This is a genomic window from Streptomyces sp. 7-21 (genome assembly GCF_016741785.1).
In the GTDB taxonomy this organism is placed as follows: domain Bacteria; phylum Actinomycetota; class Actinomycetes; order Streptomycetales; family Streptomycetaceae; genus Streptomyces.
In genome coordinates, this window is the sequence record NZ_JAERRL010000013.1 from 32,486 (window position 1) to 45,691 (window position 13,206).

Annotated in this window: 13 protein-coding genes; 4 read left to right on the forward strand and 9 right to left on the reverse strand. The window is 74.4% G+C overall.

Annotated features, from left to right (window positions below; translation table 11 throughout):
• Positions 1–149: 149 nt before the first annotated feature.
• The 3 genes from JK356_RS16860 to rimP all read right to left on the reverse strand — a co-directional run bounded on the left by JK356_RS16860 (position 150) and on the right by rimP (position 2,103).
• Entirely contained in the window at positions 150–428 is a 279-nt protein-coding gene (locus JK356_RS16860; RefSeq protein ID WP_201869014.1) for a YlxR family protein, read from the reverse strand.
• Between the two features lie 140 nt (positions 429–568).
• On the reverse strand, positions 569–1,570 hold the full coding sequence (nusA, locus tag JK356_RS16865) for a transcription termination factor NusA (protein WP_201869016.1): 1,002 nt from the start codon (positions 1,568–1,570) through the stop codon (positions 569–571).
• A gap of 2 nt (positions 1,571–1,572) precedes the next feature.
• Positions 1,573–2,103 (reverse strand): ribosome maturation factor RimP, encoded by a 531-nt coding sequence (gene rimP / locus JK356_RS16870; RefSeq protein ID WP_201869018.1) that lies wholly within the window; start codon positions 2,101–2,103, stop codon positions 1,573–1,575.
• A gap of 309 nt (positions 2,104–2,412) precedes the next feature.
• On the opposite strand from rimP, the gene JK356_RS16875 reads away from it, so the two are divergent.
• From JK356_RS16875 to JK356_RS16885, 3 genes are read left to right on the forward strand one after another with little or no spacing between them, the layout of a single operon-like run.
• Positions 2,413–2,904 carry a hypothetical protein gene (locus JK356_RS16875; protein ID WP_236671456.1) on the forward strand — a complete coding sequence of 164 codons (492 nt, stop codon included), beginning with the start codon at positions 2,413–2,415 and terminating at the stop codon, positions 2,902–2,904.
• A gap of 8 nt (positions 2,905–2,912) precedes the next feature.
• Positions 2,913–3,398 (forward strand): ferritin-like domain-containing protein, encoded by a 486-nt coding sequence (locus JK356_RS16880; RefSeq protein ID WP_201869187.1) that lies wholly within the window; start codon positions 2,913–2,915, stop codon positions 3,396–3,398.
• Between the two features lie 5 nt (positions 3,399–3,403).
• Positions 3,404–4,327 (forward strand): aminoglycoside phosphotransferase family protein, encoded by a 924-nt coding sequence (locus tag JK356_RS16885; RefSeq protein ID WP_201869020.1) that lies wholly within the window; start codon positions 3,404–3,406, stop codon positions 4,325–4,327.
• An 18-nt stretch (positions 4,328–4,345) separates the two neighbouring features.
• Here JK356_RS16885 and JK356_RS16890 read toward each other — a convergent pair whose 3' ends face one another.
• From JK356_RS16890 to JK356_RS16915, 6 genes are all read right to left on the reverse strand, one after another.
• On the reverse strand, positions 4,346–4,915 hold the full coding sequence (locus JK356_RS16890; RefSeq protein WP_201869021.1) for a GNAT family N-acetyltransferase: 570 nt from the start codon (positions 4,913–4,915) through the stop codon (positions 4,346–4,348).
• 94 nt (positions 4,916–5,009) lie between these two features.
• Positions 5,010–5,858 (reverse strand): DUF4081 domain-containing GNAT family N-acetyltransferase, encoded by an 849-nt coding sequence (locus JK356_RS16895; RefSeq protein WP_201869022.1) that lies wholly within the window; start codon positions 5,856–5,858, stop codon positions 5,010–5,012.
• Positions 5,859–5,925: 67 nt separating this feature from the next.
• The gene (ispG, locus tag JK356_RS16900) at positions 5,926–7,080 is read right to left on the reverse strand and encodes a flavodoxin-dependent (E)-4-hydroxy-3-methylbut-2-enyl-diphosphate synthase (protein WP_201869026.1); all 1,155 of its coding nucleotides are present in this window, start codon (positions 7,078–7,080) and stop codon (positions 5,926–5,928) included.
• Between the two features lie 139 nt (positions 7,081–7,219).
• Entirely contained in the window at positions 7,220–8,524 is a 1,305-nt protein-coding gene (locus tag JK356_RS16905) for an RIP metalloprotease (RefSeq protein WP_201869027.1), read from the reverse strand.
• Positions 8,521–9,792, reverse strand: a complete 1,272-nt coding sequence (gene dxr / locus JK356_RS16910) for a 1-deoxy-D-xylulose-5-phosphate reductoisomerase (RefSeq protein ID WP_201869029.1) — start codon at positions 9,790–9,792, stop codon at positions 8,521–8,523. The genes JK356_RS16905 and dxr overlap by 4 nt, the downstream gene beginning before the upstream one ends.
• Positions 9,793–9,854: 62 nt before the next feature.
• On the reverse strand, positions 9,855–11,834 hold the full coding sequence (locus tag JK356_RS16915; protein ID WP_201869031.1) for an acyl-CoA dehydrogenase family protein: 1,980 nt from the start codon (positions 11,832–11,834) through the stop codon (positions 9,855–9,857).
• Between the two features lie 314 nt (positions 11,835–12,148).
• On the opposite strand from JK356_RS16915, the gene JK356_RS16920 reads away from it, so the two are divergent.
• Positions 12,149–13,189 (forward strand): LacI family DNA-binding transcriptional regulator, encoded by a 1,041-nt coding sequence (locus JK356_RS16920; protein WP_201869188.1) that lies wholly within the window; start codon positions 12,149–12,151, stop codon positions 13,187–13,189.
• Positions 13,190–13,206 lie beyond the last annotated feature (17 nt).

The following is a 13,206-nucleotide window of genomic DNA, read 5'->3' on the forward strand; positions in this document are numbered from 1 at the left end:
TCGCTCCTTACGGTCCGGGGTGGGTCGTCCGCCGGACCTTCGCTACTTCTCGGGCGTACTCATCGCGTACTCATCGAGTGCTCATCGCAATCTCGACCTACTTCCGACTCGCGAGGTACCTGCCGCGCGGACTTTCCGCGCGGCGCGTCTTACGGTGCCGCCTGGCCTACCGCCCGCCGCAGCTCCCCGGTCTCCAGCGGCCCTTCGGCCCGGAGGGCCCGGGGGAACGCCCGTCGGCGCAGCGCAAGGTCGACACAGTCCTGAGTGGGGTGCACATACGCGCCCCGACCGGGCAGCGTACCGCGTAGATCGGGGACACATCGATCCTCAACCAGCGCCACACGCAGCAGACCTTCTCTCGGCGCGCGCTGTCTGCATCCCACACAGGTGCGTTCAGGGCAGGCTCGCGCTCGCCTCCGGCCAGACACTGAAGATTCTACCTCCCCGCACGCATCGCCCACGGCTTGGGGCAACGCTTCTGCTCCCCGCAACGACCTGTCCCCCGCCAGGTATTCCCGGCCGTCTGTACCAGCGTCTCCCCGGCCGGGTTCCCGCGCCAGGGCGGCCCTCACGCGTCCTGCTGCTCCGCGGGCTCGGTGTCCGGCCGGATGTCGATGCGCCAGCCGGTCAGCCGGGCGGCGAGCCGGGCGTTCTGACCTTCCTTGCCGATGGCCAGTGACAGCTGGTAGTCGGGCACGGTCACCCGCGCGGAGCGGGCGGCGGCGTCCACGACGTCCACCTTGCTCACCCGCGCCGGGGACAGCGCGTTCGCCACCATCTGCGCCGGATCGTCGGACCAGTCCACGATGTCGATCTTCTCGCCATGCAGCTCGGCCATCACGCTGCGCACCCGGCCGCCCATCGGGCCGATGCAGGCGCCCTTGGCGTTGAGCCCGGGGCGCAGCGAGCGCACGGCGATCTTGGTGCGGTGCCCGGCCTCCCGGGCGATGGCGGCGATCTCCACCGAGCCGTCCGCGATCTCCGGGACCTCCAGCTCGAACAGCTTGCGCACCAGGTTCGGGTGGGTGCGCGAGAGCGTCACCGAGGGGCCCTTGGCGCCGCGCGTGACGCGCACCACGAAGCAGCGCAGCCGCGAGCCGTGGGTGTACTCCTCGCCCGGCACCTGCTCCTGCGGCGGCAGGATCGCCTCCAGCTTGCCGATGTCCACCAGCACGCTGCGGGGGTCCCGGCCCTGCTGCACGACGCCGGTGACGACGTCGCCCTCGCGCCCGGCGTACTCGCCGAAGGTCACGTCCTCCTCGGCGTCGCGCAGCCGCTGCAGGATGACCTGCTTGGCGGTGGTGGCGGCGATGCGGCCGAAGCCCTCCGGGGTGTCGTCGAACTCCCGCGGCTCGGCCCCGTCGGCGTCCGCCAGGTCGTCCGCGTCCTCCTTGGCCCAGACGGTGACGTGGCCGCTCTCCCGGTCGAGGACGACGCGGGCATCGCGCCGGCTGCCCTCGGTGCGGTGGTAGGCGATCAGGAGGGCGGCCTCGATCGCCTCCACGAGCAGGTCGAAGGAGATCTCCTTCTCCCTGACGAGCCCGCGCAGGGCACTCATGTCGATGTCCACGGCTACGCCTCCTCCTGGCTCTCGTCCCCTGGCTCCCCCGGGCGCGGCACTCCGGTGGCAGGGCGGTTGAACTCGATCTCGACGCGTGCCTTGGCGATCTCGTCGTAGCCGATCCGGCGGTCGGTGGGCTTGCTGCCCTTCTCCCCCGGCACCCGCACGTCAATGCCGTCGTCGTCCGCGCTGGCCAGCCGCGCCGTGAGCGTGCCGCCCTGGTGCAGGGTGAGGCGGACGAGGCGGCCGGCGGCACGGCGGTAGTGACGGGGCTGGGTGAGCGGGCGCTCGGCTCCCGGGGAGGAGACCTCCAGCACGTAGGGCGTCTCGCCCATGACGCCGCTGTCGTCCAGCGTCGCGGACACGGCCCGGCTCAGCTCGGCGCAGGTGTCCAGGCCCACGCCGTCGTCGGAGTCGACGATCACGCGCAGCACGCGGCGCTTGCCCGCCGGGGTGAGGCGGACCTCCTCCAGATCGAGCCCTCGCTCGAGGACGAGTGGTTCCAGGAGCTCCCGAAGCCTGTCGGTCTGCGTGCTGCTCATCCGGGTGACTCCTCGGCCGCGTGTGCTGTTGTAAGCGCTGCTGCGGGACGGTACGTGTTCTCGTGCGGTCTGGCGAACAGCCTAGCGCCTGCCACCGCGTGCGCCGACCGCGGTGAGCCCGGGCGCCCGCTGATGCGCGCGGAGGACCTGGCACGCCGTGGAGGCGGGGTGCCACGGGGATGCGCGGAGCGCGCGGGTACGCTCACTGGGCGGTGATCCTGTGGCCGTGGCTGTGGCCGAGTGCGGGCCTCGGCGCGCGGGACGCCGAGGTGCCAACGGTGGAGCCGGCGACGGAAGTACGGGGAAGCGATGCGCTCTGGTCTGGGTGGCGGCTGTGGCGGACTGCCGAGACGCGCGATGCTGGCGGGCGCCGCGCTCGCGGGAGTGGCGGGGGCGCTGACCGGGTGCTCCGGCGGCGGGGCGGCACCGGCCGCGGCGGAGGGCGCGGGCCTGCGGCGGCGGGCCGCACGCGCCAGCGCCGAGCTGCTGGCCTGGTACGACGAGACCGCGCGGGCCCATCCGGGGCTGGAGAGTGTGCTGGCGCCGTTCCGCGAGGCCGCGGCCGCGCATGTGGCGGCGCTGCGCGACCCGGGCGGCGACGCGGCGCCCGCGGGGCCCGTCCCCGGGGTGCCCCGGGAGCCCGGCGAGGCGCTCGGCGCGCTCGCGCAGGCAGAACAGCGGCTGGCGGACGACCGGTTCCAGGAGCTTGTGACGGCACCCCCGGACACGGCCCGGATCCTGGCGTCGCTGGCGGCCGCCGGCTCGGCGCAGGCGTACCTGCTGAGCGAGGCGAGCGCGTGAGGGCGGAGATGGGCAGGACGGCGCGTCGGACGCAGACGGACGAGGCGGCGGTGACGGCCGCCGCACAGGCCGCGCTGGCCGCGGAGCACGCCGCCGTCTACGGGTACGGCGTGGTCGGCGGCCGGCTCGGCGACGAGCGGAGCCGCGAGGTCGAGGAGGCATACGCGGCGCACCGCTCGCGGCGCAACGCGCTGGAACGGCTGCTGCGGGACCGGGGCGACAGCCCGGTGGCGGCGGCCGCCGCGTACGACCTTCCGTTCGCCGTTGCGGACCAGCGGGACGCGGTGCGGCTGGCGGCCGAGCTGGAGAGCCGCGTGGCCGGCGCCTACGCGGACCTGGTGCAGGCCGCCGAGGGCGAGACGCGCCGCACAGCGGCCGAGGCGCTGCGGGACGCCGCCGTGCGGGCGGCCCGCTGGAGCGGCGAGGTGGTCGCGTTCCCCGGCCTCGGCGAACGGGACGCGGCCGTCATGGCTCCCGGCTCCGAGGGGCGGTGAGGGGCATGGCGCCGGACACCGTGCTGCGGCCACCGCAGCGGCTGACGCGGGCGCGGGGAGCGCAGCAGGCCGCCTGGCTTGAGGAGCTGCCGCGGCTGGCCGCCCGCATGCTGGACCGCTGGGAACTGACACCGGAGCGCGTGGCCGAGCCGGGTGGCAGGACGAGCATGACCGTGCTGGTGCGGTGCGCGGACGGTGAGCGCGCGGCGCTGAAGCTGTGCGCCCCCGGCGCGCCCGGGGCCGCCGTGGAGGCGGCCGCGCTGCGGCGGTGGAACGGGCGCGGCGCCGTGCGCTGCCTGCGGGAGGACGCGGAGGCGGGGGCGCTGCTGCTGGAGCGGCTGCACGGCGAGACGTCGCTGCGGTCGCTGCCCGAGTCGCGGGCGATGCTGGAGGCGCTGGAGACCGCGCACCGGCTGTGGGTGCCGCCGGGCGAACAGCACCCGTTCCCGTCCGTGGCGGAGCTGACCGCGCCCCAGGCGGAGCGGATCCGGCGGGTGGGCGTCACGGCCGGGAACGGCCTGTACGCGCCGCTGGCCGAGGAGGCGCTGCGGCTGCGGGAGGAGCTGCTCGCCCCCGGCGCCGGGGCGGAACGCGCGCTGCTCCACGGCGACTTCCGCCAGGGCGCCGTGCTCGCCGCGGACGCGGAGCGGGCGCCGTGGCTGGCGGTGGGCCCGGAGCCGGTGGTGGGCGAGCGGGCCTACGACCTGGCGCGGCTGGCCCGCGACCGCCTGCACGACCTGGTGGCCTCGCCGGGGGCGGCGGCGATCACGCGGCGCCGGGTGGCGCAGCTGGCGGAGTCCGTGGACGCGGACGCGGAGCGGGTGCGGGCCTGGTCGCTGTTCCGCGCGGTGGAGTCGGGCCTGCGCCACCTCGCGGCGGGGCAGCGCGCGGAGGCCGAGATGCTGCTGGAGTTCGCCGCCTGGCTGTGACGCTGCCCCGGCGTGCGGTCAGGGCCGGCGCAGCGGGAGGGGAGCGCCCATCACGGCGTAGGGGGACGGGGCGGAGGGGAAGTGGACGCGGCGCGCGAGGTCGCGGTAACCCAGCTTCCGGTACAGGTGGCGGGCCGGGCTTTCGGTGTCGATAGCGGAGAGCAGCGAGCGCCGCTCGGCCGCGGCGTCGGTGAGGCCGGTGATCAGGCGCCGCCCTATGCCGTGTGCCTGGTAGGCGGGGAGCACGTGCAGCTCCGTGATGGTGAACGAGTCGTCGAGCCAGGACTCGTGCCCGGCGGCCCGCAGGTACGGCTCGACGACCGTCGACCACCACTGGCGGCGGTCGTTCGGCATGCCGTAGACGAAGCCGACGAGGCGTCCGTCGCGGCAGGTGGCGCCGAGCGCGCGGGCACCGGGGGTGGCCAGGTGCCGCAGGACGATGTGGCGCCGCACCGCGACCTCCTGGGGGGTGAGGCCAAACGCCTGGGCCTGCACCGCCAGGGCCTCGTCGACGCGGGCACCGAGATCGAGGGGTCCGACGGCGACGTCGTGGGCGTCGGAGGCGGCCTGGCCTGCGGAAGGTGTCATGCCCGGGAGGCTAACGCGCCAGGCGCGGGAAGTCGCGCCGGGCCCGCGGCGGGCGGCCGGCTGCCGTGCGGCCGCAGGCCGCCCGCGGGGCGCGTCAGAACAGCACGCTCATCAGCGTGCCGGTCTCCCGGAAGCCGAGCCGCCGGTAGACGGCGAGCGCGGGGGCGTTGAAGTCGTTCACGTACAGGCTCACCAGCGGCGCCTCGTCGGCCAGGGCGAAGCGCAGCACGGCGGCGAGGCCACGCGTGGCCAGGCCCTCGCCCCGGCGGTCGGGCGCGGTCCACACGCCCTGCAGCTGGCAGGTGCGCGGGGTGACGGCGCCGATCTCGGCCTTGAAGACCACGCGGCCGTCCTCCACCCGGGCGAAGCAGCGTCCGGTGCCGACGGTCTCGGCGACGCGGGCCTGGTAGATCAGCCCGCCGTCCTCTGCGTCCAGCGGGGAGAAGCCGACCTCCTCGGTGAACATCGCGATGGCGGCGGGCAGCACCAGGTCCATCTCGTCCTTGCGCACGCGCCGCACCAGCGGGTCGGGGGTGACGCCGGGTGCAGGGCGGCTGGTGGCCATCAGAGGCTGCCGGGCACGCACCTCCCGGGCGGGGCCCCAGTGCGGCTGGAGCAGCGACCACAGCCGCGCGGTGGGCCCGGCCGGCCCGACGATGGAGGAGCAGCCGCGCCCCTCGTGCAGGGCGCGGCGGGCGAAGGCGCGCACGGCCGCCGGGCCCGCCGCGACGGGCACGAGGTTGGCCCCGGCGTAGCACAGCGAGGTGAGCCGGCTGTCCTGGTACCAGCCCCACAGCTGGCCGCCGAGCTGGGGCTGTTCGAGCCCGGAGTCCAGCACGCGGGCGGTGACGAAGGCGTTGGCGACCGGGTCCTGGTCGAGGACGCCGAGCACCTCGCTGAGGTCGGAGGGGCCCAGCGTCCGGATCGTCGGGGTGGTGAGCACGGTCGGGCTTTCGGGGTCGGACGGGCACCGGGCGGGGGGCGGTTCCGGCACTGTACCCCGGCGCGGCTCAGCTGACGGAGACCTCGGGCTCGCCGGAGACCACGCCCGCGTCCTCCATCTCCTGGGCGATCCGCGTGGCCTCGGTGATGAGGGTCTGGACGATCTCGGACTCGGGCACGGTCTTGATGACCTCGCCCTTGACGAAGATCTGCCCCTTGCCGTTGCCGGAGGCGACGCCGAGGTCCGCCTCGCGGGCCTCGCCGGGGCCGTTGACGACGCAGCCCATGACGGCGACGCGCAGCGGGACCTTCATGCCGCTCAGCCCGGCGGTGACCTCCTCGGCGAGCTTGTAGACGTCCACCTGGGCGCGGCCGCAGGACGGGCAGGAGACGATCTCCAGCGACCGCTGGCGCAGGCCGAGGGACTCCAGGATCTGGATGCCGACCTTGACCTCCTCGGCCGGCGGCGCGGACAGGGAGACGCGGATGGTGTCGCCGATGCCCTCGGACAGCAGGGCGCCGAAGGCGACCGCCGACTTGATGGTGCCCTGGAACGCGGGACCTGCCTCGGTGACGCCGAGGTGGAGGGGGTAGTCGCAGCGCTCGGCGAGCATCCGGTAGGCGTTGATCATCACGACGGGGTCGCTGTGCTTGACGGAGATCTTCAGGTCCGTGAAGCCGTGCTCCTCGAACAGGGAGCACTCCCACAGGGCGGACTCCGTCAGCGCCTCGGGGGTGGCCTTGCCGTACTTGGCGAGCAGCCGCTTGTCCAGGGAGCCGGCGTTGACGCCGATGCGGATGGGGGTGCCGGCGGCGGAGGCGGCGGCGGCGATCTCCTTGACCTTGTCGTCGAACTTCTTGATGTTGCCGGGGTTGACGCGGACGGCGGCGCATCCGGCGTCGATGGCGGCGAACACGTACTTCGGCTGGAAGTGGATGTCGGCGATCACGGGGATCTGCGACTTGCGGGCGATCACCGGCAGCGCGTCGGCGTCGTCCTGGGTCGGGCAGGCCACGCGCACGATCTGGCAGCCCGAGGCGGTCAGCTCCGCGATCTGCTGCAGGGTGGCCCCGATGTCGGCGGTGCGGGTCGTCGTCATCGACTGCACGGAGACGGGGGCGTCTCCGCCCACGGCAACGGATCCGACCTGGATCTTCCGGCTGACACGGCGCTCGGCCAGCTTCATCGGTACGGTCGGCATTCCCAGCGAGATGGCGGTCATCGAGTGTGCAACCCCACGGTGCGGACGGTTTCAGTGGCTTGAGCCTACGGCACGGCGCCAGCGGGCCGTGCGCCTCCCCTTGCCGCGGCGTTGCCGATGCGTTGCCGCGGCCCTGTCGCGGTTCCGCCCCGGCCCGGCGCTACCCGGTCAGGCTCACCGGCGAGACGATGTCGGCGGCGAGGACGAGCAGGGTGAAGCAGATGAAGACGGCGGCGACGACGTAGGCGAACGGCATCAGCACGGCCACGTCGAACGGCCCCGGGTCGGGCCGCCTGCGGAGCCGGGCGAGCCCGCGGCGCGCGGACTCCCACAGCGCGCCGGCCATGTGGCCGCCGTCGAGCGGCAGCAGCGGCAGCATGTTGAACAGGAACAGTGACAGGTTGAAGCCGGCAACCAGGAGCAGGGCCGTGGCGATCTGCTGGCTGGCGGGGATGTCCAGGGTGAAGATCTCGCCGCCGACCCGGGCAGCGCCGACCACGCCCATGGGCGAGTCCGGTTCGCGCTCGCCGCTGCCGGTGGCGGCGTCCCACAGGCCGGGGATCTTGGAGGGGATGTTGAGGAGCGCCTCGAGGCCGTTGGCCATCATGTCGCCCATGTGCTCCACGGCCTGCGGGAAGTCCTGGCGGACGATGCCGCTGGCCGGCGAGAAGCCGAGGAATCCGGCGGTGACGTACTCACCCTCGACGTAGCCGCCGTCGCCGTCGGTCTTGGCGACCTGGTTCTCTATGAGCTCGGCGTGCAGCTGGAGGGTCTCACCGTCGCGCTCGACGGTGATGGTGGCCTCGCCGGTGGTGTCCCTGATGCGCTGCTGGAGGGTGCTCCAGTCGTCGATGGGCTCGCCGTTGAAGGCGGTGATGGTGTCGCCGGGCCGCAGGCCGGCCGCGTTGGCGGGGGCGGCGGGGTCGCTCTCGCGGCAGTCGCGGTTGCCCTCGCTCTGCGGGATGACGCACTCGGAGACGGTGGCGACGGTCGTGGTCTGCGTGTTGATGCCGAAGCCCATCAGGACGCCGAGGAAGACGACGACCGCGAGGATGAGGTTCATGCCGGGCCCGGCGAACATCACCAGGAAGCGCTGCCACGGCTTGCGGGTGTAGAACAGCCGCTTCTCGTCCCCCGGCTGGAGCTCCTCGAAAGCGGCGGCGCGGGCGTCCTCGATCATGCCGCGGAACGGCGAGGTGGAGCGCTTGCGGATCTTCCCGTCATCGCCGGGCGGGAACATCCCGATCATGCGGATGTAGCCGCCGAGCGGGATCGCCTTGATGCCGACCTCGGTCTCGCCCTTCTGCCGCGACCAGATCGTGGGGCCGAAGCCGACCATGAACTGCGGCACGCGGACGCCGAACATGCGGGCCGTGGAGTAGTGGCCCAGCTCGTGCCAGGCGATGGAGAACAGCAGCCCGACGACGAAGACGATTATGCCGAGGATGAACATCAGGGACGTCATGCGGTCATCTCCGTGGTCGTCCGGTCCGTGCCGCCGGAAGCGCCGGCCAGCTCGCGGGCGCGTGCGCGCGCCCGGGTCTCCGCTTCGAGGACGTCCGGCAGGGTCAGGGAGGTTCCGGAGCCCGGGATCGCCTGCTCCTCGACGACCTGGGCGACGGTGTCCACGATCCCGGTGAACGGCAGCAGGCCGGCGAGGAAGGCGTCGACGCACTCCTCGTTGGCCGCGTTGAACACCGCGGGCGCGGTACCCCCGAGGCTACCGACATGGCGGGCCAGCGGCACCGAGGGGAAGGCATCGGTGTCCAGGGGCTCGAACTCCCAGGTGTGGGCGCGGGTCCAGTCGACCGGCGGGGCCGCCCCGGGGACGCGGTCGGGCCAGCCGAGCCCCAGCGCGATGGGCATGCGCATGTCGGGCGGGCTGGCCTGGGCGAGTGTGGAGCCGTCGGTGAACTCCACCATCGAGTGCACGTAGGACTGGGGGTGGACGACGACCTCGATGCGCTCGAAGGGGATGCCGTACAGCAGGTGGGCCTCGATCACCTCCAGGCCCTTGTTGACCAGCGTGGCGGAGTTGACGGTGATGACGGGCCCCATGTCCCAGGTGGGGTGGGCCAGCGCGTCCCCGGGGGTGACGGCGGCGAGCTCCTCGCGGGTGCGGCCGCGGAACGGGCCGCCGCTGGCGGTCACGACCAGGCGCTCGACCTCGGCGCGGGTGCCGCCGAGCAGGGCCTGGAACAGCGCGGAGTGCTCGGAGTCGACCGGCACGATCTGACCGGGGCGCGCCAGGCCGGTGACCAGCGGGCCGCCGGTGATCAGCGACTCCTTGTTGGCCAGGGCCAGCACCCGCCCGGCGCGCAGGGCGGCCAGGGTGGGCGCCAGGCCGATGGAGCCGGTGATGCCGTTGAGCACGGTGTGGCATTCGCTGGCGGCGAGCTGGGCGGCGGCGTCGGGGCCGGCCAGGATCTCGGGCAGCGGCTGGCCGGTGCCGTACTGGGCCCGCAGCGTCTCCCGCAGTTCGGTGGCCTTGTCCTCCCGCGCGATGGCGACGGCCCGCACCTGGAGCCGGTGCGCCTGCCCGGCGAGCAGGTCGAGCCGGGATCCGCCGCCGGCCAGGGCCGTGACGCGGAAGCGGTCGGGGTTGCGCAGCACGACGTCGACGGCCTGGGTGCCGATCGACCCGGTGGAGCCGAGGATCACCACCTCGCGGGGGCCGTCGGGGACGGGCGGGCGCAGGTGCGGATCAGCGAGCAGCGGGAGACTCTCCGTCATCCCCCCATTCTCTCCCGAGACCGCTGGCCGGTGACCCCCGCCCCGGCGGTGCCGGGCGCCCGCTAGGCGCGCTGGTCCGGCCCCCGCGGCCCCTGCGGCGAAGGGTCCGCGGCGTTCTGGGCGGCGGGCGCGGTCCACGGCCCGGGGACGGACGGGTCGAGCACGCCCTCCTCCAGCCAGGCGTACGCGCCGTCGAGCACCCGCCCGGCGACGCGGCGGTCGGTGGCATCGGTGTGGTGCCACAGGTGGTGGAAGAGGTCGGTGACGCGGCGCCTGGCCTGCTGGCAGAACGCGTCGGCGAGCTCGTACGCCTCGCGGCCGTGCTCCTCGCGGCCGCGCAGGCGCTCGGCGTGGACGCAGGCGGCGGCCATGGCGAACAGCTCGGCGCCGATGTCCACCACCCGCCCCAGGAACGCCTGCCGCTCCTCCAGCCGGCCGTGCCAGCGGGACAGGCCGTAGAACGTGGAGCGGGCCAGCCGGCGGGCCGCGCGCTCGGCGTAGCGCAGGTGCGCGGCCAGGTCCGGGTAGCGGCGGATGTGGAAGTCGCCGTACCCGAGCGGCAGGTGGCCCCGTCCGGTGGCCAGGGAGGGCAGCCACCTGGCGTAGAACGCGCCGGCCGCGGCGACGGCGCGGCGCTTGTCGGTCAGGGTGGCCTCGGGCGAGACGAGGTCGCCCGCGACGCGCAGGTGCGGGCCGATGGCCTCCCGGGCGATGAGGAGCCGCATGATCTCGCTGGGGCCCTCCAGGATGCGGCTGACGCGCAGGTCCCGCAGCAGCCGCTCGGCCGGGACGCCGCGCTCTCCCCTCGCGGCCAGTGACGCGGGGGTCTCGTAGCCCCGGCCGCCGCGGATCTGGACCAGCTCGTCGGCGATGCGGCAGGCCATCTCGCTGGCGTAGAGCTTGGCCAGCGCCGCCTCGACGCGGACGTCGCGGCGGCCGCCGCCGGCGGACGGCTCCGCCGTCTCGTCCGCCAGTTCGCTGGTCAGCTCCGCCATGCCCTGGAGCGCGAAGGCCGTGGCGGCAATGAACGACACCTTGCCGGCGATGGCCTCGTGCCGCGCGAGCGGTTTGCCCCACTGCACCCGGGCGGCGGACCACTCCCGGGCGATCCGCAGCGACCAGGCCCCGGCGCCCGCACACATCGCGGGCAGGGACAGGCGGCCGGCGCTGAGAGCGGCCAGAGCGACCGTGAGCCCGGCGCCCTCGGGCCCGATGCGCTGGGAGGCGGGCACGCGCACGCGGCGGAACCTCGTCACGCCGCTTGCCAGGCCGCGCAGGCCCATGAACGCGTGGCGGTGCTCGACCGTCACACCGGGCGAGCGGGCCTCGACGACGAAGGCGGTGACGCCGCCCGCGTGCCCCGGCGAGGGCGGCACGCGGGCCATGACGGTGAGCAGGCCGGCGAGCGGGCCGTTGGCGGCCCACAGTTTCACGCCGTCGAGGACGTACCCGTCGCCGTCCGGCACGGCCGTGGCCGCCAGGCGGGCGGGATCGGATCCGGCGCCGGGCTCGGTCAGCAGGAACGCGGAGATCTCCCCGCGGGCGCAGCGCGGCAGGAAGGCGGCGCGCTGCTCCTCGGTGCCGAAGAGCACCAGCGGCTGCGGCACGCCGGTGGACTGGTGCGCGGCAAGCAGGGCGCCGACGGCCGGGCTCACCGAGGCGACCAGGGCCAGCGCCCGGCAGTAGGCGAGGTGGCTCAGGCCCAGGCCGCCGTACTCGCGCCCGATGCGCATGCCGAATGCCCCGAGCGTGCGCAGCCCGTCGATGACCTCGCCGGGAACGCGCGCCTCCCGCTCGATGAGGTCACCGTCGAGCCGCGTCTCGCAGAAGCGGCGCAGCCGGTGGAGGAAGATCTCCTCGCGCCGGACCTCGGCCGGGTCGCGCTCGGCCGGGCGGGGGCGGATGAGGTCGACGCGCAGCCTGCCGAGGAACAGCTCCCTGGCGAAACCGGGGGCGTGCCCGGAGGCGTTGCCGGCTGACCGCGCGGCCTGGCGTGCCCGCCGGCCGGCCGGGGCGGCGGGGGCCGCGTTGGTGGGGGTCATCGTTCCTCGCTCCTCACGTCACCGCCGCGGGGAACCCGCGGCGGGCCAAGCCTGGAAACGCCGGAAGAAACCGGAGGACCGCACCGGGTATGTACCCGTTCCGCGGCGCCGCGTACCGGCCCGCGCGGGGTCCCGCCGACGCGGCCGGCAGCCCGGCCAGGGGTGTCGAAGCGCTTCGATTTCGCTTCTGGACACGGACCATCGGTAGGTCTAAGGTCTTGGCGGTTAGCCAACTCAGAGACGTGGCAATGCCCGCGAGAGCGGCATCGAAGCGCTTCGCCTCCCTGGCCCCCACTGACCCCCTGGAGTCCTCTATGGTCACCCTCGCCGAGGTAGCCCGGCACGCCGGCGTCTCCGCCAGCACGGTGAGTTACGTCCTCAGCGGCAAGCGGACCATCTCGGCGCGGACCAGGGAGCGCGTCGAACGCAGCATCAGGGAACTGGGCTACCACCCCAACGCCGGGGCCCGGGCCCTGGCCAGCAGCAGATCCAACATCATCGCCCTGATGATGCCGCTGCGCACGGACATGTACGTGCCGGTGATGATGGAGATCGCGATCGCCGTGGCCACCGCCGCGCGCGAGCATGACCACGACGTGCTGCTGCTGACGGGCCAGGAGGGGCCCGAGGCGGTGCGGCGGGTGGTCGGCAGCGGGCTGGCCGACGCCATGATCCTGATGGACGTGGAGCTGGAGGACGAACGGCTCCCGCTGGTGCGCGAGTCGCCGCGGCCGGCGGTGCTGATCGGGCTGCCCGCCGACACCCGCCAGCTCACCTGCGTGGACCTCGACTTCGCCGCTACCGGGCGGCTGTGCGTCGAACACCTGGCGGGACTCGGCCACCGTGACATCGCCGTCGTCGGCGAGGCGGCGGCGGTGTACGAGCGCCACACCGGCTTCGCCGAGCGCACCCTGGAAGGTGTCCGGGAGCAGGCAGATGCGCTCGGGGTGCGTGTGCTGCACCGGCCGTGCGAGGGCAGCTACGAGTCGGTGGCCGGGACCTTGGCGCGCGTCTTCGGCGAACGGCCCGCGACGACAGGGCTGATCGTGCAGAACGAGGCGGCGATCGGCCCGCTGCTGAGCCTGCTGCGCCAGCAGGGCAGGGCGGTGCCGGAGGACATCTCGGTGGTAGCGGTCTGCCCCGAGGGCGTGGCCACGCAGCAGTCGGTGGCGCTGACCTCGGTGGCGATCCCGGCGGACGAGATGGGCCGCCGGGCCGTGGACCTGGTGATGAGCCAGCTGGACGGCGGCGGCAGCTCTAGCCGCTCGCGCGCTGCCGCGGCGGAGCGCGAGCGGCTGGAGCTGCTGCCGCCGCGGCTGACCGTCCGGTCCAGCACCGGTCCCGCCCCCCGCTGACGCGGGGGGCGGTGCTC